This is a genomic window from Streptomyces sp. NPDC002868 (assembly GCF_055563295.1).
Window position 1 is genome coordinate 55,535 of sequence record NZ_JBVHDR010000007.1, and the last position, 25,922, is coordinate 81,456.

Here is a 25,922-nt window from a genome sequence, read left to right on the forward strand (position 1 = left end):
ACGAACGGAGTCCGCGCCGATGACTGTTTCAGGATCCCGCCCGTATCTGTATCCCTACCGCCCACTCGTTCATTCGGTCCGTGACCGTGGGGTGAGTCCGCCGTGAGTGTCACGGCGTGGCTGACAGTCGCGGTGTTCGCCACCGTCTACCTGATGATCGCGACCGAACGGGTGCATCGGGTCACCGCGGCGCTCGGGGGCGCGGTGGTCATGCTCGTGCTTGGGACAACGAGCCCCGAGCACGCGTTCTTCTCGGACATGACCGGCATCGACTGGAACGTCATCTTCCTGCTGTTGGGGATGATGCTGATCGTCGCGGTGCTCAAGCGGACAGGGTTGTTCGAGTTCGTGGCGATCTGGGCAGCGAAGCGGGCCCGGGGACGGCCGTACCGGCTGATGGTGCTGCTCATCCTCGCCACGGCGTTCCTCTCGGCCTGGCTGGACAACGTCACCACGGTGCTGCTGATCGCCCCCGTCACCATCGTGGTGTGCCGACGGCTCGGCGTGCCGGTCGTCCCGTACCTGATCGCCGAGGTGATGGCCTGCAACATCGGCGGCGCCGCCACACTGATCGGCGACCCGCCCAACATCATGATCGGCTCACGCGCCGGGCTGTCCTTCAACGACTTCCTGCTCCACATGGCACCGATCACGACGCTGCTGATCGTGGTCTTCGCCGTGATGAGCCGGTGGATGTTCCGCTCCGCGTTCCACTACGACCCCAAGCGCGCGAAGCAGATCATGGAGATGCGTGAACGGGACGCCATCACGGACACCCGGCTCCTGGCCGTCAGCGGCGTGGTCATCGCGATCGTGATGGTCTGCTTCGTCCTGCACACCACGCTGCACCTGGAACCCTCCGTCGTGGCCATCTCCGGCGGCCTCGTGCTCCTGGCCGTCTCCCGGCTGAACACCAGGGAGGTGGTGGCCGATGTGGAGTGGGAGACGCTGGCGTTCTTCACCGGGCTGTTCGTCATGGTCGGCGCGATGGTGCAGACCGGGATCATCACCGACCTGGGGGAGGCGGCGGCCCGGGCCGAAGTCTGGGGGAGATTGAGGCGCGGGTCCGGGCGGAGGCCCAGTTATGGGAAGACCGCTCGTACCCCTCCCCTCCGTGCATACCGGTCGGTATGCTCGACCCTGAACTGCGCGCCACCGCCGTCGCCCCGGGGAGGGCCCATGTCCCGCACAGCTGCCACCCGTACCGCATTGCGCATCTGTCCCCTTTGTGAGGCCACCTGCGGACTGACCCTCACCATCGAGGGCACCCGTGTCACCCGCGCCCGCGGTGACCGCGACGACATATTCAGCAAGGGCTTCATCTGCCCCAAGGGTGCGTCCTTCGGGGAGCTCGACGCCGACCCCGACCGGCTGCGCGCCCCCCTCGTACGCAAGAACAGCGAGCTCCAGGAGGCCAGTTGGGAGGAGGCCTTCGACGTGATCGCGGACCGGATCAGGCCCCTGATCGAGGAGCACGGACCGAATGCCGTGGGCGTCGTCCTCGGCAATCCCAACGTTCACACCATGGCCGGCGCGCTCTATCCGCCCGTACTGCTCTCGCTGCTGCGTACCCGCAATCTCTTCACCGCCAGCACCCTGGACCAGATGCCCAAGCATGTCTCCAGCGGGCTGCTCTTCGGTGACCCCGTCGCCATCCCCGTCCCTGACCTGGACCGCACCGACCATCTGCTGCTCCTCGGCGCCAACCCCTTCGAGTCCAACGGCAGCCTGTGCACCGCGGCCGACTTCCCGGGCAAGCTCAAGGCGCTGCGCCGGCGCGGCGGCACGCTGACCGTCGTCGACCCGCGCCGCACCCGCACCGCGCAGCTCGCCGACCGGCATGTCGCCATCCGGCCCGGCGCCGACGCCCTGCTGCTCGCCGCCATCGCCCAGACCCTCTTCGAGGAGAAGCTCACCGACCTCGGAGCGCTCGAAGCGCATGTCGAGGGAGTGGCCGAAGTCGCGGAAGCGGTACGGGAGTTCACGCCCGAAGCGGTCGCCGCGGCCTGCGACATGGACGCCGAGGAGATCCGTACGATCGCCCGCGAGCTCGCCGCCGCGCCCACCGCCGCCGTGTACGGACGTGTCGGCAGCAGCACCGTGGAGTACGGCACCCTCACCAATTGGCTGGTCGACGTCCTCAACGTGCTCACCGGCAACCTCGACCGCCCCGGCGGCGCGCTCTTCCCGCTCTCCGCCACCGACCGCGCACCCCGCCCCGCCGCCCCCGGCAAGGGCTTCGCCCTCGGCCGCTGGACGAGCAGGGTCAGCGGCCACCCCGAGGCCAAGAGCGAACTGCCCATGGCCGCGCTCGCCGAGGAGATCGACACCCCCGGGGACGGACGGATCCGCGCGGTGATCTCGCTCGCCGCCAACCCGGTGCTCTCCGCGCCCGACGGTGACCGGCTCGACCAGGCGCTGGCCGGACTCGACTTCATGGTCAGCGTCGATCCGTACCTCAACGAGACCTCGCGCCACGCGGACGTGGTGCTGCCCCCGCCGCCGCCCTCCCAGAGCGCGCACTTCGACTTCGCCTTCAACGCCTTCGCCGTACACAACCAGGCCCGCTACAGCCCTGCGGTCGTTCCCCTGGAGGAGAGCCGCCTCGGCGAGTGCGAGATCCAGGCCCGCCTGGTGCTCGCCGTCGGCGGCATGCATGGCGCGGATCCGGGCGCCGTCGACGACATGGTCATCGAGCGCACCCTCACCAAGGCCGTCGCCGATCCGTACTCCCCGGTACACGGCCAGGACGTGAAGGAGCTGACCGCGCAGCTCACCGGCCGCAGCGGGCCGGAGCGGCGACTGGACATGATGCTGCGCCTCGGCCCGTACGACCTCACCCTCGACAAGCTCCTGGAGCACCCGCACGGCATCGACCTCGGCCCGCTTCAGCCCCGGATCCCGCAGGTCCTCAAGACCCGCAGCGGACTCGTCGAGCTGCTGCCGGAGCCCATTGCCGCCGATCTGCCGAGGCTGCGGCGCGCCCTGGAAGAGCGGCCCGCCGCCCTCGTCCTCGTCGGCCGCCGCCATCTGCGCTCCAACAACAGCTGGATGCACAACGTCGCCACGCTCAACGGCGGCTCCAATCGCTGCACTCTCCAGGTCCACCCGGACGATGCGGCCCGGCTCGGTCTTGAGGACGGCGCCCAGGCCCGTATCACGGCGGACGGAGGGGAGCTCGAAGCGCCGGTGGAGATCACCGACGCCGTACGGACCGGAGTGGTGAGCCTGCCGCACGGCTGGGGACACAGCCGGCCGGGCACCCGGATGTCGGTGGCCGCCGCGCGCCCCGGAGTCAATGTCAATCAGCTGCTCGACGGCTCTCGGCTCGACCCGCTGTCCGGCACCGCCGTGCTCAACGGCTTCCCCGTCGAACTGTCACCTACGCGATGACCTGGGGTTTTGCTCGTATTGCTCACGCGTCAACATCTTGTTAACGGCTGTTGGCGCGACCTAACGTCATCCGAACCGCCGCTCCGGTGGGAGTTCAAGGGTGAACGTTAGGTGTCCCAAATGCTGACAATCCTCGGCTTCGTCATGATTGCGACCTTCCTGGTCCTGATCATGATGAAGAAGATGTCGCCGATCGCGGCTCTGGTCCTCATCCCCGCCCTCTTCTGCGTATTCGTTGGAAAGGGCGCGAACCTCGGCGACTACGTCATCGAAGGGGTCGGCACGCTCGCCCCCACCGCGGCGATGCTGATGTTCGCGATCGTCTACTTCGGCGTGATGATCGACGTGGGGCTGTTCGACCCGATCGTCCGCGGAATTCTGCGCTTCTGTAAGGCGGATCCGCTGCGCGTCGTGGTCGGTACGGCGGTGCTCGCCGCGATCGTCTCGCTCGACGGCGACGGCTCCACCACCTTCATGATCACCGTCTCGGCGATGTATCCGCTCTACAAGCGCCTCAAGATGAGCCTGGTCGTGATGACCGGCGTCGCCGCCATGGCCAACGGTGTGATGAACACGCTTCCCTGGGGCGGCCCCACTGCCCGTGCGGCGACCGCGCTGAAGGTGGATGCGGGCGACATCTTCGTCCCGATGATCCCGGCGCTCGGTGTCGGACTGCTCTTCGTCTTCGTCCTCTCCTACGTGCTGGGCCGGCGCGAGCGCAAGCGCCTGGGTGTCCTCACCCTCGACGAGGTGCTCGAGCCGGAGACCGAGACGGTCCTGGTCAAGGCGGGTGGCGGCGACAGTGGAGGGCGAGCCACCTCCGGAAGTGCCGGTTTTGATGCGGACGTTCCCCAGCAGGATGAAGACGACGAGGGCTTCCAGGGCCTTGACCCGGACCGCGCGACCCTGCGCCCCAAGCTGTACTGGTTCAACGCGGCACTCACCGTCACCCTCCTCACCGCAATGATCATGGAATGGCTGCCGATCCCGGTGCTGTTCCTGCTGGGCGCCGCGCTCGCCCTGACGGTCAACTATCCGAAGATGACCGACCAAAGGGCGCGGATCGCCGCCCATGCCGAGAACGTCCTGAATGTCGCCGGTATGGTCTTCGCCGCCGCTGTCTTCACCGGAGTCCTCACCGGCACCGGCATGGTCAAGCACATGGCTGACTGGCTCGTCGGCGCCATCCCCGAGGGGATGGGCCCGCACATGGCGCTCGTCACCGGCGTCCTGAGCATCCCGCTCACCTACTTCATGTCGAACGACGGTTTCTACTTCGGTGTCCTGCCGGTCCTTGCCGAGGCCGGCTCCGCACACGGCGTCTCCTCGCTGGAGATCGCCCGCGCCTCGCTCACCGGCCAGGTCCTGCACATGTCGAGTCCGCTCGTCCCCGCCGTGTACGTCCTGGTCGGCATGGCCAAGGTCGAATTCGGCGACCACACAAGGTTTGTCGTCAAGTGGGCCGCGTTGACCTCGCTGATCGTGCTCGGCTCCGGAATCCTCTTCGGCATCATCTGAGGCCTTCCAGCGGCTGGCTGCTGCGCCTCGTCATCGCCTTCGGCTTCGCGCAGGCGGCGGTGTCGATGGCGCGGCCGGCCGTCTCCTACCGGGCGCTCGCCCTCGGCACGGACGAGCGCGCGATCGGTGTGATCGCCGGTGGGGGAGGGCCTCGGTCATCTCTGTTTCGTCATCGGTGCGCAGTCGATCGTCGCCCGTCAGTCCGCACCCGCCGAACAGGACCGCAACTTCGGCCACTTCACCATCAGCGCCTCGCTCGGCCAGCTCGTCGGACCGATCGCGGCGGACGCGGTGATCGGCGGCGACATGGCCCGTACGAGCGCACTCGCCCTGGTCGTCTCGGCGGCCGTCGCCGCCGTCTCCTTCACCTCGTTGTGGCGCGAATCGAAGGCCGTACGGACGATCGACCGCGCTCGCCCTGAGACTGACCGGAAACCTCCTCGGCCAGGTCGCCGCGCCCGCCTCCGCCGGACTGGTCGCGGGCGTCGCTGGCACGGTGGGGCCCTTGGCCATGCTGGGCGTACTGCTTCTGGCAGCGGCCGGACTGGCCACGCGGCAGCCGAGCCGCCGGAATCGTCCGGGAGTTGACGGCCCCAGGACAGGTGGGTTGCCACGCCCGCCGGGTGCGGACGGCTCCGTACAAAAAGCCCAGCCCCAACCTGCGCGCGAGTCATTCCCTGACCGGGAGTAGTCGGCTAGTTTCAGGCGTCTCAGTCGCTCCCCCTCTTCCCATCGGCGGAACCATATGAGTCGCGCCATCTCGCTTCGCAGTGTCAGCAAGAGGTACGAACGCACCGCTCGCGCCGTCGACCGTTTCACCCTCGACATCGAGCCGGGGGAGTTCGTGGTGCTGCTCGGCCCTTCGGGCTGCGGCAAGTCGACCGTGCTGCGCATGATCGCCGGTCTCGAGGACATCACCGAGGGGGAGTTGCTGCTCGACGGCGAGTACGCCAACCACATCCCGCCCCGCGACCGCGGCATGGCGATGGTGTTCCAGAACTTCGCGCTCTACCCGAGCATGACCAACCGCCAGAACATCGGCTTCCCGCTGCGGCTGGAGAACCCCCGGCTGGACTGCGACCCGCAGGTCGAGGCCACCGCCCGGATGCTCGGCATCGAGGACGTCCTGGACCGATACCCCAGCCAGCTCTCCGGCGGCGAACGCCAGCGGGTCGCGATGGGCCGGGCCATCACCCGGCGGCCCTCCGTCTTCCTGATGGACGAGCCGCTGTCCAACCTCGACGCGAAGCTGCGCAACCATCTGCGGGCCGAAATCTCCCAGCTCACCGCCGAGTTGGGGGTGACCACCGTCTACGTCACGCACGATCAGGCCGAGGCGATGTCGCTCGGCGACCGGGTCGCCGTGATGCGCGGCGGGGTACTCCAGCAGGTGAGCACCCCACGCGATACGTACGCCCTGCCCGAGAACGTCTTCGTCGCCGCGTTCATCGGCACGCCGCGCATCAATCTGCTCCAAGCCGTCGTCTACGCGCCGCTGGACGGCCGGATGTCGATCGACCTCGGCAAACAGCGGCTGCCGCTGCCCGAACCCCTCAGCACCGACCACCAGTTGCTCCGCATCCAGCAGGGCCGGCAGATAATCGTCGGCCTGCGCTCCGAAGCCACCCGGATCGCCCCGCCGAGCCAGGCCCGCCCCGGCGAGGTCGCCCTTACCGGGATCGTCGAGCACATGGAGTACCAGGGTCATGAGGCGCTGGTGCACTTCAACACCGGCTCGCAGCCCGCCGTGGTCGCCGACCTGGAGTCGCCCAGGCCGCAGGCCCCCGCGCGAAGGCGCAGAAGCAGAAGCGGCGGCCCGAGCGTCCTGACCCGGATCAAGGAGCGCGCGTTCGCCCATGTCTCTGGGCCCGTGGTGGCGCTCGACGACCCGGAGCCGGGGCCTCGTCCCGTCGCCGCCGAGCGCCCGCCCGTCGCCGCGAGCGATCTGGTCGTGCGGACGGGACCCGATGTGCGGCTGCGTACCGGCGCTCAGCTGCCGCTCCTCGTCGACCTCGCCCATCTGTACGTCTTCGACCACCACGGCCGCAGGATCTGCCCTGCTCCGACGGACCTCCCGGGCCTGGACGCCTGAGGGGTCCCCGCTACGCTCCAGGTACCCCTGGCGTCCAAAAACTAACACCGCTAGTTTGGGGTGTGGACGACTACCGCAGGTTCTGGAGGAGTGCGATGAAGGCCCACGACGGGATGTACATCGGCGGCCAGTGGCGGCCAGCCGCAGGCCCGGACACCATCGCCGTGGTGAACCCGGCGGACGAGCAGGTCATCGGCCATGTCCCGGCCGGCACGGCAGAGGACGTCGACGCCGCCGTGCGTGCGGCCCGCGCCGCGTTCCCCGGCTGGGCCGCCACCGGGCCGGCCGAGCGCGCGGCCGGGATCGCCGCACTGCGCGATGTGCTTGTGGCCCGCGCGGACGAGATCGCCGAGACCGTCACCGCCGAGCTCGGCGCGCCGCTCGCCCTGTCGCAGACGGTCCATGCGGGCGTGCCGATCCTGGTCGCCGGCTCGTACGCGGAGCTGGCCGCCTCGTACTCCTTCGAGGAGAAGATCGGCAACTCCACCGTGCTGCTGGAGCCGGTCGGCGTGGTCGGCGCCATCACGCCCTGGAACTACCCGCTGCACCAGGTCGTCGCCAAGGTGGCCCCCGCTCTCGCGGCGGGCTGCACCGTAGTACTCAAGCCCGCCGAGGACACCCCGCTGACCGCGCAGCTCTTCGCCGAGGCCGTCGACGAGGCCGGACTGCCCGCCGGGGTGTTCAACCTGGTGACGGGCCTCGGCCCGGTCGCCGGACAGGCCCTCGCCGCGCACGAGGACGTGGATCTCGTCTCCTTCACCGGCTCCACGGCGGTCGGCCGGCAGATCGGCGCCACGGCAGGGGCCGCCGTCAAGCGGGTCGCCCTGGAGCTCGGCGGCAAGTCCGCCAATGTCATCCTGCCGAGCGCCGACCTGGCCAAGGCAGTCAACGTCGGCATCGCCAACGTGATGTCCAACTCCGGCCAGACGTGCAGCGCGTGGACCCGGATGCTGGTCCACAAAGACCAGTACGAGGAGGCGGTGGCACTCGCGGCTGCCGCGGTCGCCAAATTCGTACCGGGCGAGCGGGTCGGCCCGTTGGTCAACGCAAAGCAGCAGCAGCGCGTACGCGGCTATATCGAGAAGGGTGTCGCCGAGGGCGCCCGCCTTGTCGCGGGCGGTCCCGCCGCCCCGCACGAGACGGGCTACTACGTCAGCCCCACCGTCTTCGCCGATGTCACCCCGGAGATGACCATCGCCCAGGAGGAGATTTTCGGCCCGGTCGTCTCCCTGATCGAGTACGCGGACGAGGACGACGCGCTCCGTATCGCCAACGGCACGGTCTACGGCCTCGCGGGCGCGGTCTGGGCGGCCGACGAGGCGGAGGCCGTCGCCTTCGCCCGCCGGATGGACACCGGACAGGTCGACATCAATGGCGGCCGGTTCAACCCCCTTGCCCCGTTCGGCGGTTACAAGCAATCGGGTGTGGGCCGCGAGCTCGGCCCGCACGGTCTGTCGGAGTACCTCCAGACCAAGTCCCTCCAGTTCTGAGCCGGGAGTCTCACGCATCATGGTCCGTGCTGCCGTACTGCCCGCCGTCGGCTCTCCGCTGGAGATCACCGACATCGAACTGCCCGAGCCCGGTCCCGGCCAGGTGCGGGTGCGCCTCGCCGCCGCCGGGGTCTGTCACTCCGATCTGTCCCTGTCCAACGGCACGATGCGCGTGCCGACGCCCTGCGTCCTGGGCCACGAAGGTGCGGGTACGGTCGTCTCCGTCGGCGAGGGCGTCACCCATGTCGCCGTCGGCGACGGGGTCGTCCTCAACTGGGCCCCCTCGTGCGGGAGTTGCCACCACTGCCGGATCGGCGAGGTCTGGCTGTGCGCCAACGCGCTGGCGGGCGCGGCAAGCGTCTACGCCCGCACCGCCGACGGCGCCGAGCTGCACCCCGGTCTGAACGTCGCGGCCTTCGCCGAGGAGAGCGTCGTCGGCGCGAACTGCGTCCTGCCGGTCCCGGACGGCGTCCCGCTCACCGACGCCGCGCTGCTCGGCTGCGCGGTCCTCACCGGGTACGGCGCGATCCACCACTCCGCGCGCGTCCGCGAGGGCGAGTCGGTGGTGGTCTTCGGCGTCGGCGGCGTCGGACTCGCCACCCTCCAGTCCGCAAGGATCGCGGGCGCGTCGACGATCATCGCCGTCGATGTGTCCCCGGAGAAGGAGGAGCTGGCGCGGCAGGCAGGCGCGACGGAGTACGTCGTCGCCTCCGACACCACCGCCAAGCAGATCAGGGCGCTCACCGGCGGCCAGGGCGCGGACGTCGCGATCGAGTGCGTGGGCAGGGCCGCCACCATCCGCACCGCTTGGGAATCCACCCGCCGCGGCGGCCGCACCACGGTCGTCGGCATCGGCGGCAAGGACCAGCAGGTCACCTTCAACGCGCTGGAGATCTTCCACTGGGGCCGTACGCTCTCCGGCTGCGTGTACGGCAACAGCGACCCGGCCCGAGACCTGCCGGTGCTGGCGGACCACATTCGCGCCGGCCGCCTGGACCTGGGCGGCCTGGTGACCGCGCGGATCGGACTCGCCGGGATTCCTGCGGCGTTCGACGACATGCTCGCGGGCAGGGGCGGCCGGGCGCTGGTCGTCTTCTGACCGGGGCTCGGCGGGGCTGATTTCCGGGGCTCCGCCCCGGAGCCCGCGCCTCAATCTCTCCCCCCGGACTTCGTCCGGGGGACCCCCATGGGGCTGTTTTGGGGCTCCGCCCCAAGCCCCGCGCCTCAAACGCCGGCGGGGCTGAATTTCGCGTCCGGGACCGCGCCTCAAACTCCTCCAGACTTCGTCCCGGGGGACCCCCACGAGGCTTGGATTCCCGCCGGCCGACCTGAAGATTCAGGCCGGCCGGCGGGAAATCCAAGCCTGTCCGGCGCTTGAGGACAACGCCCGAAGGGCGTACCGGGGGCCCGGGGGCTTGCCCCCGGTTACGGGAAGGGGCGGGGTGGGGGAAAGCCAACCGCCTGCGCAAACCGTTGACCCCATACCCACCGGTCGGTATGGTCCCCGCACTCCTCGTCCCCGCACCAACCGGAGTGTGCACAACATGGACACCGCCCCATCACTCACCGCTCCCACCCCCACCGATCCCAATCGCCGCCGCGTGGCCACCGCCGCCGCCCTCGCCTCCGCCGTCGAGTGGTACGACTACTTCGTCTTCGGCATCGCCGCCGCTCTCGTCCTCGGCGATCTGTACTTCCCCGCCGGCAGCTCGTCGGTCGGCGTGCTCGCCGCCTTCGCCACCTTCGCCGTCGGCTTCCTCGCCCGCCCCGTCGGCGGCATCATCGCGGGCCAGCTCGGCGACAAGCGCGGCCGCAAGCCGATGCTGGTCCTCGCGCTGGTCCTGATGGGCCTCGCCACCGTCGGAATCGGACTGCTCCCGACGTACGAGACCATCGGCATCGCCGCCCCCGTCCTGCTGGTGCTGTTCCGCGTCGTCCAGGGCATCGCGGTCGGCGCCCAGTGGGGCGGCGCGATGCTGATGGCCACGGAGTACGCCCCCGAGGGCAAGCGCGGGCTGTACGGCAGCCTCGTCCAACTCGGCGTCCCCATCGGCGTGGTGAGCGCCAACACCGTCTTCCTGGTCGCCGGAGCCGTCACGAGCGACTCCACCTTCGCCGCCTGGGGCTGGCGCGTCCCCTTCTTCGTCGGCTTCCTGGTGCTCGCACTCGCCTGGTTCATCCACACCCGGGTCGAGGAGACGCCCGCATTCCGCGAGGCCGAACGCGCCCTCGCCGCACAGGAGAAGAGTGAACCCCGCTCGCCGCTGCGCACGATCCTGCGGGAGCACCTCGGCACTGTCTTCCTGGCCGGCGGCTCGTTCGCGGTCAACACCGCGACCTTCTACATCATCATCACCGGCGTGCTCGACTACGCGACCCGCGAACTCGACATGAAGCGCAGCGCCGTGCTCACCGTCTCGCTCTGCGTCAGCATCACCCAACTGGCGCTGATACCCGCGGCGGCCGCGCTCTCCGACCGCATCGGGCGGCTGCGCATCTATGCATTCGGCGCGGTCGGCCTGCTGGTCTGGGCGATCCCGATGTTCCTGCTGATCGACACCAAGTCGCTGCTCTGGCTGGGTGTCGGCACCTTCGTCACCAGCTGTTTCCTGAGCATCATGTACGGCCCGCAGGCCGCGCTCTTCGCCGAGCTGTTCACCGCCGAGATGCGCTACACGGGAGCCTCGCTCGGCTACCAGATCGCGGCGGTGTTCGGCGGCGGACTGGCCCCGTTCATGATGGTCCTGCTCCTGGAGGCCACCGGCACGTCGATGGCTGTCTCCGCTTACATCATCGGCCTCGCTGTCGTCGCTCTCGTCTCGATCAAGATTCTGGCTGCTCGGGCCGCCGCCCGGACTGCCGAAGGGGCCGTCGCCCAGGAGTGAACCGGTCCCGATTCACGCACGTGAGACCCCTGTGTGCGGCCGTCCCGTCTTCCCCCGCGGGGCGGCCGCATTCACTCACGAGCGAGATGCGAGGACCGCAATGGCCGACCTGCCTGTCTTCCAACTGCCGGAATTCGTCACCGGATCACCCGCGGACCGGGCCCTGGGGCTTGCGATGGTGGATGCCTGGCGGACCCATGGAATCTTCTACCTGGCCACCGACCCGGCCGGGCGGCAGATCACCGACTGGGCCATCGAGTCGAGCAAAAAGTTCTTCTCGAGACCGCTGGAGGACAAGGCCCGCCACGTAAGCGCCACCAGTTACAGCGGGTACATCGCCTCCGGTGAGGAGGTCACCGCGGGCGAGGCCGATTATTCGGAGATCTTCACGGTCTGCAAGGACGTCTCCCTGAACGACATCCGGTCGGTGGACGGCTGGCCCTGTCACGGCCCGGTGCCCTGGCCGGACGACGCGTACAAGCAGTCGATGGAAGCCTTCATGACCGAACTGGGCTCCCTGGGCGAGACATTGCTCAGCCTCACGGCGCTCGGCCTGGGCCTGGAGGACCCCGCCGCACTCACCAAGCTCACCGACGACGGCTGGCACCATATGCGCGTCCTGCGTTTCCCCGCCGAATCCCGGGCGAGCAGCCGGGGTATCGGCGCCCACACCGACTACGGACTGCTCGTCATCGCCGCGCAGGACGATGTCGGCGGGCTCTGGATCCGGCCGCCGGTCGCTGGTGAACACCGCAACCGGAACTGGCTGGAGAACGAGAGCAGCGCCGGGATGTACGAGAACGAGCAGCCCTGGACCTTCGTCGACCCGGTACCCGGCACCCTGACCGTCTTCCCCGGCGACATCCTCCAGCTCCTCACCGGGGGCTATCTGCTGTCCACCCCGCACAAGGTCAGGCTCGCCGACCGCGAGCGCTATGCCATGGCGTACTTCCACGAGCCCAACTTCCAGGCCTGGGTGGAACCGCTGCGGCACGCTCACAGCGCAGGCGCCGCGGTCGTGCCGGACGACGACAACCGGCTGCACTACGGCACCCACTTCACCCGTATGTTCATGCGTTGCTATCCGGAGCGGATCACCACCCTCCGCCTGCACGAGCAGGGTGGCCCGCTGAGGCTGGCCCAGCTGCGGGAGGCCGCAGATCAGCCCTGACGGCCCCCGACGTCGGACGCTCCGGTCTCCCGCGTACTCGTTGCGGTCTCCGACGGCGCGACGACCGGTGTGACCGGGTTGGCCGGGTTCGCCGGGTTGGCCGGGGCGTCCACTCGCCGGGACCGGCTGCGTGAGACGGCCACTCCGGCCAGGCACAGCGCGCCGCCCGCCAGAGTCAGCCGGCCCGGCACCTCGTCGAGCGCCAGCCACGACATCAGCACGACCAGCGCCGGTACGGCATAGGTCGTCGCGCCCATCCGTCCCGCGGTCGTACGGGCCAGGGCGTACGCCCAGGTCGTGAACGCCAGCGCGGTCGGGAACACGCCCAGGTAGACCATGTTGAGCGTGGCCGACAGCGGCGCCCGCTCCGCCTCGGAGACCAGTTGCCCGACGAACGGCAGACATGCCACCGCACCGACCAGACAGCCGAACGTCGTCACCTGGAGCGCGCTCGCATGTGCCAGCGCCGGCTTCTGGCCCACCACCCCGCCCGCGTACCCCACCGCCGCCAGGAGGCACAGCAGCACTCCCAGCGTGGAGGCGCTGCCCTTGCCCGACATCGAAAGTCCCACGGTCACCGCTCCCGCGAAGGACACCGCCATTCCGGCCAACAGCCGCGGCGGCAGCGCCTCGCCCAGCAGCCGCGCGCCGAGCAGCGCGATCAGGACCGGGCCGATGTTCACGACCATCGCCGCCGTGCCCGAGTCGACCTCCTGCTCGCCCCAGTTGAGGACCACCATGTAGACGCCGAACCAGAGCAGCCCGGATATGGCGATCCCGGGCCAGGCGGCACGCGGCGGCAGCCCCTCGCGCCGGATCAGCAGGACGCAGCCAAGAGCCAGGGACCCGGCGAGCAGCCGTCCAAGGGCGAGCGCGCCGGGGGAGTACGCCTCACCGGCGCTGCGGATCGACACAAAGGCGGAGGCCCACAGGACGACGGTGACGCCCGCGGCGGCCAGGGCGGGCCACCGCGAACGGTCGGCGGAGGGCGAGAGGTTCGTCATGGGCCGACCGTACGGCTTCGACCCTTCGGCGCTCACCGCAATATCCCCGGCTCGATGCCGAGCAGGTCGTGCAGCGCCCGCTCGCCGTCCGCAGTCACCTTCACGGCCCGCTCGGACCCGATCCGTACGCACCAGCCGGCCTCCAGCGCATGGCGGCACAACTCGGCACCCGCGGTCCCCGCGAGATGCGGTTTGCGCTCGGTCCAGTCCAGGCACGACCGTACGAGCGGCCGCCGCCCCTTCCGCTCCAGCGGGAGCCCCAACTCGCCGAACCAGCCCACCCCTTGGGAGGTCAGCGCGAATCCCGTGTCCTGGTGCAGCAGCCCGCGCGCCGTCATCGCCTCGGTGATCGCGATGCCGAGCCGCCCGGCGAGATGGTCGTAGCAGGTACGCCCCCGGGCCATGGCGCTGCGCGCGCTCGCCGCCCGCAGCGTTCCGGCAGGCCCGTCCGGCGCGGGCGTGGAGTACGAGGCGAGCTCCTCGACGAGATGCGCAACGCGTTCGTCGGCGAGGCGCACATAGCGGTGCCGCCCCTGCCGCTCCTCGGCGAGCAGCCCGCCCGCGACGAGCTTGCCCAGATGCTCGCTGGCGGTCGACGGCGCCACGCGCGACTGCCGCGCGAGCTCGCCGGCGGTCCAGGCACGCCCGTCGAGCAGCGCGAGACAGAAGGCGGCACGCGTCTCGTCGGCGAGGAGCGCGGCCAGGGCGGCGAGGTCTCTGGATTGCATGTCTCCAGGATCCGCCATTCATCGTTCGGCGGCGGCCGAAGAGTCCCGTCGTATCCCGTGCGCCGCGCGGATCAGGCGCGCGTCAGCGTCGCGTACTGCACGGCCAGGCCGTCGATGAGCGCGCGCAGCCCGGTCTCGAAAGCGCCCTCGTCCACCTTCTGCTGCCGCTCGGCCAGTAGATGCGCCTGGCCGAGGTGCGGATAGTCGGCCGGGTCGTACGCCGTCTCGTCGTCGACGAAGCCCCGGGCGAAGGAGCCGAGCGCCGAGCCGGTGATGAAGTACCGCATCAGGGCGCCGATGTACGTCGCCTGGGCCGGTGGCCAGCCCGCGCGGACCATCGCGCCGAAGACCGCGTCGGCCACCCTGAGGCCGGCCGGGCGGCGTCCTGGGCCGCGGGCCAGGACCGGGACGGTGTTGGGGTGGGCGGTCAGGGCCGCGCGGTAGGAGACGGCCCAGTCGTGCAGCGCGGTGCGCCAGTCGCGCTCGTCGTCCTCCTCGAACATCGAGAGATCGACCTGCGCGCTGACCGCGTCGGCGACGGCGTCGAGGATCTCGTCCTTGTTGCGGAAGTGGTTGTAGAGGGAGGGGCCGCTGACGCCGAGCTCGGCCGCGAGCCGTCGGGTGGAGACGGCGTCGAGACCCTCGGCGTCCACGAGCGCGCTCGCCGTCTCGACGATGCGTTCTCTGCTGAGGAGGGGCTTGCGCGGGCGGGCCATGCGGCACATAGTAGGCCTGCCAACAAGAAACTAGCAGTGATAGTTAAAAGTGGGTGTGGCGCATGAACCTGGAGCTCAGCGAGGAGCAGGCAGCCGTACGGCAGCTGGCCAAGGACTTCGTCGACCGCGAGATCACCCCGAACGTCGTCGAGTGGGACCGTGCCGAGAGCGTCGACAGGTCGATCGTGAAGAAGCTGGGCGCGCTTGGCTTCCTCGGGCTCACGATCGATGAGGAGTACGGCGGTTCAGGCGGCGATCATCTCGCGTACTGCCTGGTCACCGAGGAGCTCGGACGCGGCGACTCATCGGTGCGCGGCATCGTGTCCGTATCGCTGGGTCTGGTCACCAAGGCTGTCGCGGCCTGGGGCGACGAGACGCAGAAGCGCCACTGGCTGCCACGGCTCACGACCGGCGAGGCACTCGGCTGTTTCGGGCTCACCGAGCCGGGGACCGGGTCCGACGCCGGGAATCTGACCACCAAGGCCGTGCGTGACGGCGACGACTACATCATCAACGGCTCGAAGATGTTCATCACCAACGGCACCTGGGCCGATGTGGTGCTCCTGTTCGCCCGTACCAATGACACGCCCGGACACAGAGGCGTCTCCGCCTTCCTGGTGCCCACGGACGCCCCTGGGCTGACCCGCCGCACCATCCACGGAAAGCTCGGCCTGCGCGGCCAGGCCACCGCCGAGCTGGTGCTCGACGGCGTCCGGGTGCCGGCCGCCACCATGCTCGGGCCCGAGGGCAAGGGCTTCTCCATCGCCATGTCCGCGCTCGCCAAGGGGCGGATGTCGGTCGCGGCGGGCTGTGTCGGCATCGCGCAGGCCGCCCTCGACGCGGCAGTCGGCTATGCGGGAGAGCGCGAGCAGTTCGGCAAGTCCATCGCCTCGTACCAGCTGGTCCAGGAGCTGATCAGCGACATCTCCGTCGACGTGGCCGCGGCCCGCCTGCTGACCTGGCGGGTGGCCGACCTGATCGACCGTGGCGAGGACTTCGCCACCGCCGCTTCACAGGCCAAACTCTTCGCCTCCGAGGCGGCAGTGCGCGCGGCCAACAACGCCCTGCAGGTCTTCGGCGGCTACGGCTACATCGACGAGTATCCGGTCGGCAAGCTGCTGCGCGACGCCCGTGTGATGACCCTCTACGAAGGCACCAGCCAGATACAGAAACTGATCATCGGCCGCGCGCTGACCGGAGTCTCCGCCTTCTGAGTCCCTTGGCCCCCTGAGCCCCCTGAGCCCCTGAGTAGGTGAGTGAGTACGGGAACGGATGTGGCTCCGGCCACAGTGGCCGATCCTGGCGGCATGAGTGAGACACCGGTCAAGCAGCAGAGCACGACGGCCTTCTACGGACAGTCAGTCGCCTCCTTCGCCGTGGCCCTGGCGGCCGTCGGCCTCGGCATCCTCTATCTCGACGCGGACGCCTGGGTGCGCGGCTTTCTCGCCATCGCCGTCCTCTATCTCACGACCTCGGCGTTCACCCTGGCCAAGGTGATCAGGGACCGTCAGGAGGCCGGGCAGATCGTCAGCCGCGTCGACCAGGCCAGGCTGGAGAAGATGCTTGCCGAACACGACCCCTTCCAGAAGCTCTGACCGCAAGCTCTGACCGCAATCGCTAAGCGCTTGCTCACCGTCGGGGTAGGGTGTGCCTTCTGCTGAACGGAAGGGGCGAGCGATGAGTACGGCGGAGGACACGGCGGGCGAGGACATGCCGTGGGACGAGGTCACGCCCCAGGCGGCGAAGAAGCTGCTTGTCGCCGCCGTCGGGGCCTTCGCCGAGCGGGGCTATCACGCGACGACGACCCGGGACATCGCGGGCCGCGCGGGGATGAGCCCCGCCGCGCTCTACATCCACTACAAGACAAAGGAAGAGCTGCTCCACCGGATCAGTCGGATCGGGCACGACAAGGCCCTGGAGATCCTTTCGGCGGCGGCGGACGCCGAAGGCACACCCTCCGAGCGGCTCGCCGACGCGGTGAGCTCGTTCGTACGCTGGCACGCCGGGCGGCACGACACCGCGCATGTGGTGCAGTACGAGATCGACGCGCTCTCTGACGACCACCGTACGGAGATCCTCGAGCTGCGCCGCCGGAGCGACGCGGTCGTGCGCGGGATTCTGCGCGACGGTGTGGAGTCGGGGGAGTTCGACGTCCCGGACATTCCCGGCACCACGGTCGCGGTGCTGTCGCTCTGTATCGACGTGGCGCGCTGGTTCAGCACCAAGGGACGCCGGACGCCCGACGAGGTCGGCGCGCTCTACGCCGACCTCGTCCTGCGTATGGTCGGTGCTCAGAAGAAGTAGCGGGACACCGACTCGGCCACGCACACCGGCTTGTCGCCGCCCTCACGCTCGACCGTGACGAGGGCGGTCACCTGCACGCCGCCGCCCGCGTCCTCGACGTTCTGCAGGACCGCGGTGGCGCGCAGCCGCGAGCCCACCGGCACGGGGGCGGGGAAGCGGACCTTGTTGGACCCGTAGTTGATGCCCATCTTCATGCCCTCGACGCGCATGACCTGCGGCATGAGGGTCGGCAGCAGCGAAAGCGTGAGATAGCCGTGCGCGATCGTCGTGCCGAAGGGGCCGCTCGCCGCGCGCTCGGGGTCCACGTGGATCCACTGGTGATCGCCCGTGGCCTCGGCGAAGAGATCGATCCGCTTCTGTTCGATCTCCAGCCAGTCGCTGTAATCCAGCTGCTCGCCGACCCCGGCGCGCAGTTCGTCGGCGGAGTTGAAGATCCTCGGCTCAGCCATGTCCCTGGTCCCTGCCTCTCAAGCGTTCAAGCTAGTGTCTAAGCGCTTGCTCAGCATGGTTGGGTGTGGGCGCTCTGTCAACGGACGACGAGGTACGAACGGCCAGTGGCGAACGACCTGTGGTGAACGAAGAGCGGCGAACCACCAGTGGCGAACCACCAGTAGGCTTCGAGGAGTGCCACAGATTCCCGAGACGATTCACGAGCTCACGGTCGGCCAGCTGTCCGCGCGCAGCGGCGCGGCGGTGTCCGCCCTGCACTTCTATGAGTCCAAGGGCCTGATCAGCAGCCGCCGGACCGGCGGAAACCAGCGCCGCTACAGCAGGGACGCGCTGCGCCGCGTCGCCTTCGTCCGCGCTGCGCAACGCGTTGGCATCCCCCTCGCGACGATCAGGACGGCCCTCGCCGAACTCCCGGACGAGCGCACGCCGGACCGGGAGGACTGGGCGCGGCTGTCCGAGGCATGGCGCACGGAACTCGACGCACGCATCCAGCAACTCGGCCGCCTCCGCGACCACCTCACCGACTGCATCGGCTGCGGCTGCCTCTCGCTGGAGACCTGCGTACTGTCCAACCCGGACGACATCTTCGGCGACCGGATGACGGGCTCCCGCCTGCTCCCGGAGGGAGGGAAGCCGGGGAAGGGCAAGGCCTGAGGCGAGAGAGTGCGCCGCGCGAGGGCGGCCCGCAGGGCGGCGACTCAGGCGAGAGCGGGCGCACGACGTGAAAGGTGGGCCCGCACCCCCGTGCCGGGCCCACCCTTTCCGCGGATCGTGCGCGGGCCCGCACCCCCGTGGGCGGGCCCGCGCAGTCCGGCGGGCTCACTCGTACTCCGTGCCGCCCTTCCGGGTCAGATACGCGGGGCTCACCGCCTTCGCGATCGCCCTGCCGCCCACCACCGGGCTGTAGCGCTCCACGGCGGGGCGGATCACGACGCCCTCGCGCAGATGCAGGTCGCGCCCCGACACCGTCTCCCGGCCGGTCGCCAGCTCCAGCACCTTGCCGATGTCGTACGGACCCTCGTACAGCCGTGGCACCAGCGGCAGTTCGCCCTCCAGCAGCTCTGCCGGGTCCAGCCAGCGGACCTGGCCGGATATCTCCGCCGATACGTCGAAGACCGCGTAACCCAGCGCCTCGGAACGGGCGTTGGCCCCATAGCCCAGGTCCTGCACCCCCGCTCCGTACACCTCGCCGAAGAGTCCGACCCGGCTCGCTCCCAGCTTCTCGGCGAGGCGTGCCGCGACCGCCGGGACGTCATGGGCGAGTACCGCGCGCCAGTAGAGATTGCGCGGGTCCTCCGTGAGCGCGAGGCCCTTCGTTCCGAAGCCCTTCGACGACACCTGGACCTTCCCGCCGTCCGCGACGCTGTACGTCAGCAGGCAGGCCGAGCCGTGCAGCTTCTCGGTCAGGACCACCGGCTCGCCGGGCGTGAAGATGTCGGGGTAGCGCTGGATGTTCTCGATGTCGACCCACGGCAGCAGATCGGGCGCGGTCTCCACCTCCCCGTCCATCGTGGGCGGGATCGGCGGCGACCACTTGGTGATCGAGAGCAGCTCGGCGAAGTCCGTGCCGTCGGCGGCCGCCCGCAGCAGGTCGACATCCGCCAGCGCCCGCGGCCGGCACACGATGCCCTGCGACAGCTCGCCGCGCAGCCGCACCGCCTTGACCCGGTCCGAGGCCTTCCCGGCCAGCCGCCCGGTCAGCCCGAGCTCCTCGATCAACCCGGCCGGGAGCACGGCCTGTTCCGGGATGTAGACGGCCGCGTCACCACTGCGGTAGGCCCCCTTGGCGACGACCGCGCGGTACAGACCCACCTGGGCCAGCTCGAGCGCGTCGGCGTTCGGGTGCTCGTGGACGGTCAGCAGCTCTGCGGTGACACGCAGCGTGGACATCGGCGTCTCCTCGGTTACGGATTTCCGCAACCACTGTGCGGGTCACGGCCAACCCGCGGCCACCGAATATCCGCGACGTCCCGGGCCGCGCGCACCAGTTCGGCGTTGGACGCGGCACGCCGCCCGTCCGGCAGGAAGAGCACATCCTCCAGGCCGATCCGGGTGTCCAGACCCCACTTCCGCGCGAGCCGGAGCACCGGCCACGCCCCGCCGTCCTCGCCGTGCAGCAGCAGCGGTATCCCATGGGCCGTGCCCAGCTCGGCAAGGAGCGAGCGCGCCGACTCCTCCGCCGTGCCGGGATCGGTGTCCACCACCTCGGCGAGCACCCGCCGCACACGCGGGGCCAGCGGGGACGCCAGAAAGCGCCGCGGCCCGTCCGTCCCCGACCACAGGCCCGCCTCCACGCCGACGCCGCGCTCCATCAGGGCGGCCGCGACCAACTCCGCGCCCGGCTCGTGCCAGTTCACCGAGGCGTAGTCGGGCAACACCGTCCAGGAGCGGACGCGCTCCACCCGGCGGTCGGGATCGGGTTCCGCCCAGGCGCCCGTGGTCACCCCGACGGGAACGTCCACCACGGCCCGTATCGCCATGAGTAACTCGGCCAGGGCGCGCGGCGACAGAGTGTCGTCGCCGCACGGCGTCTTGGGGTGCACATGCACCTCGGCGGCGCCGGCCGCGACGGCTTCCGCCGCCGACTCGGCCATCGCCCCGGGCGACAGCGGCACGACGGCGCCGTCACTGGCCGAACGGGGCCCGTTCACGCAGACCTGGATCACGCCGTCGATGGTGCCAGCCGCCACTGACAGCGCCACTGACAACGCCACCGTCGACGCCACTGACAACGCGGGGGCTCAGCGACTGGGTCGACGCCCCCGCGCGCCTCAGGCGACCGACGCCAGTTCCTTGCGCCCCGCCCGCTTGGCCGCGGCCATGGCCTCGGACGTCAGAACGGGCTGCGGCACCACAATGCCGCAGCCCGTGCACACCGGCCCGAACCACGGCTCGTTCGCCAGATCCTGCCGCCAAACGATGTGCGTCCCCCCGCACACCGGGCATGCCACTCCCGGTTCCGTCTCCAGCGCCGCTATCAGCCGCCGCAGCACCTCGTCGAGCGGCGCCGAAGGATGCGCGGCCGGCCTGTCGCAGCGCGCGACGCCGTTCCCGCCCCAGGTCCGCCGGTGCCAGTCGTCAATGGACGCCGGCCGCCGCAGCCCGTCGTGCTTCTCGCGCTTGCGGCGGTCCGCGAAACCCTCTTCGTACGCGAGCCAGACCGCCCGCGCCTGCTCCAGTTCCTCGAGCGCGGCCACCAGCCGCGCCGGATCGGGCGCACGGTCCTCGGGCTCGATGCTGTGCCTCGCGCACAGATGATCCCAGGTCGCCCGGTGCCCATAGGGGGCAAATCGCTCCAGGCATTTGCGCAGCGAATAGCGCCTGAGCGCCAGATCACACCGCGCGTCGCGCACCTGTCTCGCAAGACTCCGGAAACCGGCCATCGCCCTGCCACCTCCGTCGCTCGTACTTCGGCGTCATGGAATGGACGTACGTGTGCCCGATCCGGCTCCATCGAAAATCCGATGGCGGCCATCAGCCGGATTTCGCCTATGGTGCCGGGCGTGGCGGGGAGAGGTTCGATCTTCACTTCGGCGGCGTGACCAGGCGCAACGCACGCCATCCGCCCTGAGTGCACGCCAGTTGGCGAATACGGACAGAGGTGTCGTGATTCGGAAAAGGTGACGCATGTTCACCTTACTCGCGAGCCTTACCGCCAGTAACGTCCGGCGCATCGGCCTTCCCGAGGAGCATCCATGCGTCGACGCACTGGAAGACTCAAAACTGCCACTGCCGCCGCGGTGTTCGCGCTCGCCGCCGGTCTGCCGGCCCCCCTGCCGCAGGCCGCGGCCGCCAACACCGCAGCCCCCACCGCAACCGCAGCCGACGGCGACCTCTGCCAGAGCCAGTGCGCCGACATCCTGCCGCCCGGCCAGAACGGCAACGCCACCCTCGCCGAGATCCTCGCCCACCGCGTCTTCGGCACCCGTCCCGCCCACAGTTCCGACCAACTCGGCCGCTACGACTCCCTGGTCGGCGGCTACGGCGGACTCACCGACGCCAGACTCAACGACTTCTTCAACGACGCCTCCTTCGGCGTCCCCGCCGACCAGGTCGAATCCGTCACCAAGCCCCGCCCCGACGTCACGATCACCCGCGACAAGAAGACCGGCGTCCCGCACATCAAGGGCACCACCCGCTACGGAACCGAGTTCGGCGCCGGATTCGCCGCGGGCCAGGACCGCCTGTGGATGATGGACCTCTTCCGGCACATCGGCTGCGGCGAGCTCACCCCGTTCGCCGGCGGCGCCCTCGCCAACCAGGGCCTGGAGCAGCAGTTCTGGCCGCAGGCCCCGTACACCGAGGCCGACTACGAGGCGCAGATCGAGCGGATCCGGGCCACCGAGGGCGCACGGGGCGAGCAGGCCATGGCCGATGCCCAGGCGTACGTGGACGGCATCAACGCCTACCGCGAGAAGTCCAAGAACGGACGGTACTTTCCCGGTGAGTACGTCCTCACCGGCCATATCGACTCGATCACCAACGTCGGGGAGATCCAGCCCTTCAAGCTGACCGACCTGATCTCCATCGCCTCGGTCGTCGGCGGCCAGTTCGGCGGCGGAGGCGGCGGCGAAGTGCAGGCCGCGCTCTCCCTCCTCGCCGCCCAGCAGAAGTACGGCCTGGTGGAAGGCACCAAGGTCTGGGAGTCCTTCCGGCAGCGCGAGGACCCCGAGGCCGTCCTCACCGTCCACGACGGCACCAGCTTCCCGTACGCCAACAAGCCCGCGAACCCGCGAGGCACCGCACTGCCCGACGCCGGCTCCGTCGTCCCCGAACAGCTTGTCTACGACAGAACCGGATCGGCGGGCAGCTACGCCAAGTCCCCGCTGCGGGTCCCGGCGACTCTGAAGCCCGCCCAGGGCATGTACGACGACGGGGTGATCGCGCCCGGCTCGCTCGGCGGCAAGCACGGCGACGACCTCTACCGCGCGCTGACCGGAAACCTCGCGATCGACGAGTCCCCGGCCGCGAGCCACGGCGCGACCGGCGCGCACAGCGGCTCCGCCTTCCAGTACGGCTGGTGGGCCTTCGCCGACAAGGATCTGCGCCAGGTGCTCGGCCAGCCGGTCCCGGGTCCTCTGGCGAAGACGTACTGCGGAGGCGGCGCACTTGCCGCCTGCCGTGACGCGCTCCTCGCCACGCTGAAGCAGGCGACGGCCAAGCCGGCGACCGAGGTCTACCCCGCCGACGACAGCTGCAAGGCCGGGGAGCAGTGGTGCTCGGACGCGATCATCCACCGTGCGCTCGGCGGCATCACCCACCCGGCGATCAGCTGGCAGAACCGGCCGACGTATCAGCAGGTCGTCGAATTCCCGTCCCACAGGTGACAACAGCCATGGGCCGCAGGGGCGTTGAGTGGCGACTCAGCGCCCGATGCGGCCCGCGGCCAGCACCACCCGGGCCAGCTCCTCATGGCAGATGTCGCTGTGCGCACCCGACGGCGGCCCGCCGCGCCGCACCACCGACGCCGTGTCCACACTGACGCACCCCGACCCGGGAATCCCCTGCCGCAGCGCCTCCTCCAGGGTGAGCCGGACCAGCGGCCGGACGGCCTGGATGCCGCTATGCCCCATCGCCCACCAGCGCTTGTCGAGCCCGACCGCACTCGCGTCGTCCCCGGCCAGGCTCGACGCCAGCGGATAGATCACCCCGAGCGCACTGTCGTGCCGCGAATAGCAGGCCACCACGGGACCGTCGACCCGCTGCTCCATGGCGCGCAGAGCTCCGCCGCTGTGCGTCGAATGCGGCAGGCTCTGCGCGAACGCATAGTGCGAGAAAGCACCCTGAAGGAGCGTCAGCGACTTTACGTTGCGTACGCCGTCGGGCAGTCCGCGCAGCGCGAACGACACCAGCCGCGCCCCCTGGCTGTGGCCGACCAGATGCACCCGCACATCGGGGGACGACCGGGCCAGTTGTCCGAGCAGCGGGCCCAGGCCCAGCTCGCCGACCGTCCCGGAGCGCCGCTTCATCGCGTAGTACGTCGTCTGTCGCAGCAGCTCCTTCGCGCCCTTCCACACCTTCTTGAGCCCGCCACCGAAGGAGAAGGACGAGAGGGCGGGCTCCTTCTCGGTCACCTCACCGGTCTCCTCCAGCGCCAGCGCGAACCTCCGGCACATCGTCAGGGCGTCCTCGTACAGCACGGCGGGCGGGCCCTGCTCGTCATACGGCAGGTCGTCGCTGAAGCTGGCCTCCAGGCCGCCGTGCGGTGCCTCGGCCAACTGCCGTGCCAGCGCGCCGAACTCCGCGAACGCCTCCTCGGACTCGGGCTGTTCGTCGAGCAGTTGGGCCAGTCGCGCCACTGTCCCGTCGTGCCCGGGGAACAGCTCGACCAGAGCGTCCCGCGTCGCCTTGTCGAGACCGGAGCCCGGCAGCGGGCCGGCGGCCGACGGCTGGAAGTCGGGGATCGGCTCGTCAGCGAACCTCATGGACGGCCATACGACACCCGCATATCCGAGCCGCACCTCGGGAGTGGCCGCCAGCAGCCCCGGGAACGGCGCGAAGAAGGCCGAGTACAGCCGGTTCGCGATGGCGGGCGAGTTGTTCCATCCATGCGCAAACATGACCAGATCGGTGACGTCCATTTCGGCCAGTCGCTCGCGCTGCGCGGTGTCGACGTCGCCGTCCTTGTCGAAGGTGATTTCCCGGTACGGATGCACACTCATCTGCGGCATGGCCCGCCCCTCCCCGTTGTCCCCGTTTCAGCCCCTTGTGCCACAGCATCCTGCGCAAGGGGAGAGACGGCCATACCTGCGGCGGCAGTCGGTCGCGGCCGGTCCCGGACGGTCAGACTCGGTCGGCGCCGCGGACCCGGGCAGGCCCCCGTGCCCCGTCAGTACCGCAGAAACCTCTTCAGTACCGCAGATACCTCTTCCGTACGGCTCGGAACACGGCCAGCTCGTCCCGCCACGCGCCCACCACCTCGTCCGTCCCCGCCCCCGCGTTGATCATCGTGCGGACCTTTGCCGAGCCCGTCAGCTTGTCGATCCAGTTGTCCGGCCGCCAGGCGAAGCCGCTCCATGTCCGCTTCGCCGTCACCAGGAGGGCGACGCCCGTGCGCACCGGGTCGTACGACTCCCGGTCGTGGACGTGCAGTTGAACCCCGCCGACGGTCTTGCCCTGGAACTTGGAGAACGTCGGCGCGAAGTACGCCTCGCGGAAGTGGACACCCGGCAGCTCCAGGGCGTTCGCAGCCTGAGCCCAGCGGCGGTCGATGCCCTCCGCGCCCAGCAGCTCGAACGGACGCGTCGTGCCGCGCCCCTCCGAGAGGTTGGTGCCCTCGAAGAGGCAGGTGCCCGAGTACACCAGCGCGGTGTCCGGCGTCGGCATATTGGGGCTCGGCGGCACCCACGGCAGGCCCGTCGCGTCGAAGAAGTCCGAACGACGCCAGCCCGACATCCGTACCGTCTCCAGCTCCACGGGCCGCGTCAGGAATTCGCCGTTGAACAGCGCTGCCAGCTCGGTGACCGTCATGCCGTGCGCCTGCGCGATCGGCTCGCGGCCCACGAAGGTCGCGAAGGCCTTGTCCAGTACGGGACCGAGCGCGGCCCGCCCGGTCACCGGGTTCGGCCGGTCCAGCACCACGAAGCGCTTGCCCGCGAGCTCGGCCGCCTGCATGCAGTCGTAGAGCGTCCAGATGTACGTGTAGAAACGCGCGCCGGCGTCCTGGATGTCGAAGACGATCGTCTGCACGCCCGACGCGGTGAAGATGTCGGCGAGCGGCTGCCCGCTCTTGAGGTACGTGTCGTACACGGGCAGCCCGGTCGCCGGGTCGTCGTAGCGGCCCTCGGAGCCGCCCGCCTGGGCCGTGCCGCGGAAACCGTGCTCCGGGCCGAAGACGGCGACCAGGTTCACCCGGTCGTCCGGGTGCATCACGTCCACGATGTGCCGCGCGTCCTGGGTGATCCCGGTCGGGTTGGTGACCACTCCGACCCGCTCGCCGGACAGCAGCCGGTAGCCGTCGGCGGCCAGCCGGTCGAAGCCGGTGCGGACCCGGCCGCGGCCCGAGTGGGCGGAGGCGGGCGATGCGGTCGCGGCTCCCACCGCGCCGGAGGCGGCGACCGCGCCGGCGGCAGTCACCGCGCCGCCGGCGGCCAGCAAACCCCGTCTGGACAGGCTCATCGGGTTACCTCCGCGATCGCTGTCTGTCATGGCCACGCACGCTAGCGCGCACG

20 protein-coding genes and 3 pseudogenes are annotated in these 25,922 nt (G+C 70.1%); 14 read left to right on the forward strand and 9 right to left on the reverse strand.

Annotation, left to right across the window (positions count from 1 at the left end):
• Positions 1-153: 153 nt before the first annotated feature.
• From ACZ3H8_RS21610 to ACZ3H8_RS21650, 9 genes and pseudogenes are all read left to right on the forward strand, one after another.
• Positions 154-1,020 (forward strand): annotated as a pseudogene (locus ACZ3H8_RS21610) (sodium:proton antiporter); the annotation flags it as partial.
• 159 nt (positions 1,021-1,179) lie between these two features.
• Entirely contained in the window at positions 1,180-3,393 is a 2,214-nt protein-coding gene (locus ACZ3H8_RS21615) for a molybdopterin oxidoreductase family protein (RefSeq protein WP_467404773.1), read from the forward strand.
• A 120-nt stretch (positions 3,394-3,513) separates the two neighbouring features.
• Positions 3,514-4,911: a CitMHS family transporter gene (locus ACZ3H8_RS21620; RefSeq protein ID WP_467404185.1), complete on the forward strand. Its 1,398-nt coding sequence runs from the start codon at positions 3,514-3,516 to the stop codon at positions 4,909-4,911.
• Between the two features lie 65 nt (positions 4,912-4,976).
• Positions 4,977-5,602 (forward strand): annotated as a pseudogene (locus ACZ3H8_RS21625) (hypothetical protein).
• Positions 5,603-5,656: 54 nt separating this feature from the next.
• Complete coding sequence (locus ACZ3H8_RS21630) at positions 5,657-7,003, forward strand: ABC transporter ATP-binding protein (RefSeq protein WP_467404188.1); 1,347 nt, start codon at positions 5,657-5,659, stop codon at positions 7,001-7,003.
• A gap of 95 nt (positions 7,004-7,098) precedes the next feature.
• Positions 7,099-8,493, forward strand: coding sequence for an aldehyde dehydrogenase family protein (locus ACZ3H8_RS21635; RefSeq protein ID WP_467404191.1), 1,395 nt, complete (start codon positions 7,099-7,101; stop codon positions 8,491-8,493).
• Positions 8,494-8,512: 19 nt separating this feature from the next.
• Positions 8,513-9,592 carry a Zn-dependent alcohol dehydrogenase gene (locus tag ACZ3H8_RS21640; protein WP_467404194.1) on the forward strand — a complete coding sequence of 360 codons (1,080 nt, stop codon included), beginning with the start codon at positions 8,513-8,515 and terminating at the stop codon, positions 9,590-9,592.
• Positions 9,593-10,037: 445 nt separating this feature from the next.
• A complete protein-coding gene (locus ACZ3H8_RS21645; protein ID WP_467404195.1) occupies positions 10,038-11,378 on the forward strand; it encodes an MFS transporter in 1,341 nt (446 codons plus the stop codon).
• Positions 11,379-11,478: 100 nt separating this feature from the next.
• Positions 11,479-12,549, forward strand: coding sequence for an isopenicillin N synthase family dioxygenase (locus tag ACZ3H8_RS21650; RefSeq protein WP_467404197.1), 1,071 nt, complete (start codon positions 11,479-11,481; stop codon positions 12,547-12,549).
• Here ACZ3H8_RS21650 and ACZ3H8_RS21655 read toward each other — a convergent pair.
• The 3 genes from ACZ3H8_RS21655 to ACZ3H8_RS21665 form a co-directional block, all read right to left on the reverse strand.
• Positions 12,540-13,553 (reverse strand): DMT family transporter, encoded by a 1,014-nt coding sequence (locus ACZ3H8_RS21655; protein ID WP_467404199.1) that lies wholly within the window; start codon positions 13,551-13,553, stop codon positions 12,540-12,542. The two genes, ACZ3H8_RS21650 and ACZ3H8_RS21655, sit on opposite strands and share 10 nt — an antisense overlap.
• A 32-nt stretch (positions 13,554-13,585) precedes the next feature.
• Positions 13,586-14,281 (reverse strand): ArsR/SmtB family transcription factor, encoded by a 696-nt coding sequence (locus tag ACZ3H8_RS21660; RefSeq protein ID WP_467404201.1) that lies wholly within the window; start codon positions 14,279-14,281, stop codon positions 13,586-13,588.
• A gap of 71 nt (positions 14,282-14,352) precedes the next feature.
• Positions 14,353-14,997 carry a TetR/AcrR family transcriptional regulator gene (locus tag ACZ3H8_RS21665; protein WP_467404202.1) on the reverse strand — a complete coding sequence of 215 codons (645 nt, stop codon included), beginning with the start codon at positions 14,995-14,997 and terminating at the stop codon, positions 14,353-14,355.
• Between the two features lie 62 nt (positions 14,998-15,059).
• On the opposite strand from ACZ3H8_RS21665, the gene ACZ3H8_RS21670 reads away from it, so the two are divergent.
• From ACZ3H8_RS21670 to ACZ3H8_RS21680, 3 genes are all read left to right on the forward strand, one after another.
• Entirely contained in the window at positions 15,060-16,211 is a 1,152-nt protein-coding gene (locus ACZ3H8_RS21670) for an acyl-CoA dehydrogenase family protein (RefSeq protein WP_467404204.1), read from the forward strand.
• A 93-nt stretch (positions 16,212-16,304) separates the two neighbouring features.
• Positions 16,305-16,592, forward strand: a complete 288-nt coding sequence (locus tag ACZ3H8_RS21675; protein WP_307664432.1) for a YiaA/YiaB family inner membrane protein — start codon at positions 16,305-16,307, stop codon at positions 16,590-16,592.
• A gap of 82 nt (positions 16,593-16,674) precedes the next feature.
• A complete protein-coding gene (locus ACZ3H8_RS21680; RefSeq protein ID WP_467404206.1) occupies positions 16,675-17,301 on the forward strand; it encodes a TetR/AcrR family transcriptional regulator in 627 nt (208 codons plus the stop codon).
• Here ACZ3H8_RS21680 and ACZ3H8_RS21685 read toward each other — a convergent pair.
• Positions 17,289-17,750, reverse strand: a complete 462-nt coding sequence (locus ACZ3H8_RS21685; RefSeq protein WP_398989432.1) for a MaoC family dehydratase — start codon at positions 17,748-17,750, stop codon at positions 17,289-17,291. The two genes, ACZ3H8_RS21680 and ACZ3H8_RS21685, sit on opposite strands and share 13 nt — an antisense overlap.
• Before the next feature lie 175 nt (positions 17,751-17,925).
• Here ACZ3H8_RS21685 and soxR point away from each other — a divergent pair, with 175 nt between their 5' ends.
• On the forward strand, positions 17,926-18,405 hold the full coding sequence (gene soxR / locus ACZ3H8_RS21690; RefSeq protein ID WP_467404209.1) for a redox-sensitive transcriptional activator SoxR: 480 nt from the start codon (positions 17,926-17,928) through the stop codon (positions 18,403-18,405).
• 165 nt (positions 18,406-18,570) lie between these two features.
• Here soxR and ACZ3H8_RS21695 read toward each other — a convergent pair whose 3' ends face one another.
• From ACZ3H8_RS21695 to ACZ3H8_RS21705, 3 genes are all read right to left on the reverse strand, one after another.
• Complete coding sequence (locus ACZ3H8_RS21695; protein ID WP_467404212.1) at positions 18,571-19,641, reverse strand: RNA ligase (ATP); 1,071 nt, start codon at positions 19,639-19,641, stop codon at positions 18,571-18,573.
• 14 nt (positions 19,642-19,655) lie between these two features.
• A complete protein-coding gene (locus ACZ3H8_RS21700; RefSeq protein ID WP_467404774.1) occupies positions 19,656-20,417 on the reverse strand; it encodes a 3-keto-5-aminohexanoate cleavage protein in 762 nt (253 codons plus the stop codon).
• Between the two features lie 105 nt (positions 20,418-20,522).
• Positions 20,523-21,134, reverse strand: coding sequence for a hypothetical protein (locus tag ACZ3H8_RS21705; RefSeq protein ID WP_307664437.1), 612 nt, complete (start codon positions 21,132-21,134; stop codon positions 20,523-20,525).
• Positions 21,135-21,446: 312 nt separating this feature from the next.
• Here ACZ3H8_RS21705 and ACZ3H8_RS21710 point away from each other — a divergent pair.
• Positions 21,447-22,656, forward strand: a pseudogene (locus ACZ3H8_RS21710) (penicillin acylase family protein); the annotation flags it as partial.
• Positions 22,657-23,114: 458 nt separating this feature from the next.
• Here the strand turns inward: ACZ3H8_RS21710 and ACZ3H8_RS21715 are convergent.
• On the reverse strand, positions 23,115-24,422 hold the full coding sequence (locus tag ACZ3H8_RS21715) for a serine-threonine protein kinase (protein WP_467404214.1): 1,308 nt from the start codon (positions 24,420-24,422) through the stop codon (positions 23,115-23,117).
• Between the two features lie 178 nt (positions 24,423-24,600).
• Complete coding sequence (locus ACZ3H8_RS21720) at positions 24,601-25,869, reverse strand: exo-beta-N-acetylmuramidase NamZ family protein (RefSeq protein WP_467404217.1); 1,269 nt, start codon at positions 25,867-25,869, stop codon at positions 24,601-24,603.
• Positions 25,870-25,922 lie beyond the last annotated feature (53 nt).

What these genes read in the sequence shown, in the direction of transcription:
- ACZ3H8_RS21675 (WP_307664432.1), top strand. Translation starts at nt 16,305, where the DNA reads ATGAGTGAGACACCGGTCAAGCAGCAGAGCACGACGGCCTTCTACGGA.
- ACZ3H8_RS21665 (WP_467404202.1), bottom strand. Translation starts at nt 14,997, where the DNA reads ATGGCCCGCCCGCGCAAGCCCCTCCTCAGCAGAGAACGCATCGTCGAG.
- ACZ3H8_RS21640 (WP_467404194.1), top strand. Translation starts at nt 8,513, where the DNA reads ATGGTCCGTGCTGCCGTACTGCCCGCCGTCGGCTCTCCGCTGGAGATC.
- ACZ3H8_RS21720 (WP_467404217.1), bottom strand. Translation starts at nt 25,869, where the DNA reads ATGAGCCTGTCCAGACGGGGTTTGCTGGCCGCCGGCGGCGCGGTGACT.
- ACZ3H8_RS21635 (WP_467404191.1), top strand. Translation starts at nt 7,099, where the DNA reads ATGAAGGCCCACGACGGGATGTACATCGGCGGCCAGTGGCGGCCAGCC.
- ACZ3H8_RS21645 (WP_467404195.1), top strand. Translation starts at nt 10,038, where the DNA reads ATGGACACCGCCCCATCACTCACCGCTCCCACCCCCACCGATCCCAAT.
- ACZ3H8_RS21620 (WP_467404185.1), top strand. Translation starts at nt 3,514, where the DNA reads ATGCTGACAATCCTCGGCTTCGTCATGATTGCGACCTTCCTGGTCCTG.
- ACZ3H8_RS21705 (WP_307664437.1), bottom strand. Translation starts at nt 21,134, where the DNA reads ATGGCCGGTTTCCGGAGTCTTGCGAGACAGGTGCGCGACGCGCGGTGT.
- ACZ3H8_RS21650 (WP_467404197.1), top strand. Translation starts at nt 11,479, where the DNA reads ATGGCCGACCTGCCTGTCTTCCAACTGCCGGAATTCGTCACCGGATCA.
- ACZ3H8_RS21670 (WP_467404204.1), top strand. Translation starts at nt 15,060, where the DNA reads ATGAACCTGGAGCTCAGCGAGGAGCAGGCAGCCGTACGGCAGCTGGCC.
- ACZ3H8_RS21630 (WP_467404188.1), top strand. Translation starts at nt 5,657, where the DNA reads ATGAGTCGCGCCATCTCGCTTCGCAGTGTCAGCAAGAGGTACGAACGC.
- ACZ3H8_RS21715 (WP_467404214.1), bottom strand. Translation starts at nt 24,422, where the DNA reads ATGCCGCAGATGAGTGTGCATCCGTACCGGGAAATCACCTTCGACAAG.
- ACZ3H8_RS21685 (WP_398989432.1), bottom strand. Translation starts at nt 17,750, where the DNA reads ATGGCTGAGCCGAGGATCTTCAACTCCGCCGACGAACTGCGCGCCGGG.
- ACZ3H8_RS21695 (WP_467404212.1), bottom strand. Translation starts at nt 19,641, where the DNA reads ATGTCCACGCTGCGTGTCACCGCAGAGCTGCTGACCGTCCACGAGCAC.
- ACZ3H8_RS21680 (WP_467404206.1), top strand. Translation starts at nt 16,675, where the DNA reads ATGAGTACGGCGGAGGACACGGCGGGCGAGGACATGCCGTGGGACGAG.
- ACZ3H8_RS21615 (WP_467404773.1), top strand. Translation starts at nt 1,180, where the DNA reads ATGTCCCGCACAGCTGCCACCCGTACCGCATTGCGCATCTGTCCCCTT.
- ACZ3H8_RS21660 (WP_467404201.1), bottom strand. Translation starts at nt 14,281, where the DNA reads ATGCAATCCAGAGACCTCGCCGCCCTGGCCGCGCTCCTCGCCGACGAG.
- ACZ3H8_RS21655 (WP_467404199.1), bottom strand. Translation starts at nt 13,553, where the DNA reads ATGACGAACCTCTCGCCCTCCGCCGACCGTTCGCGGTGGCCCGCCCTG.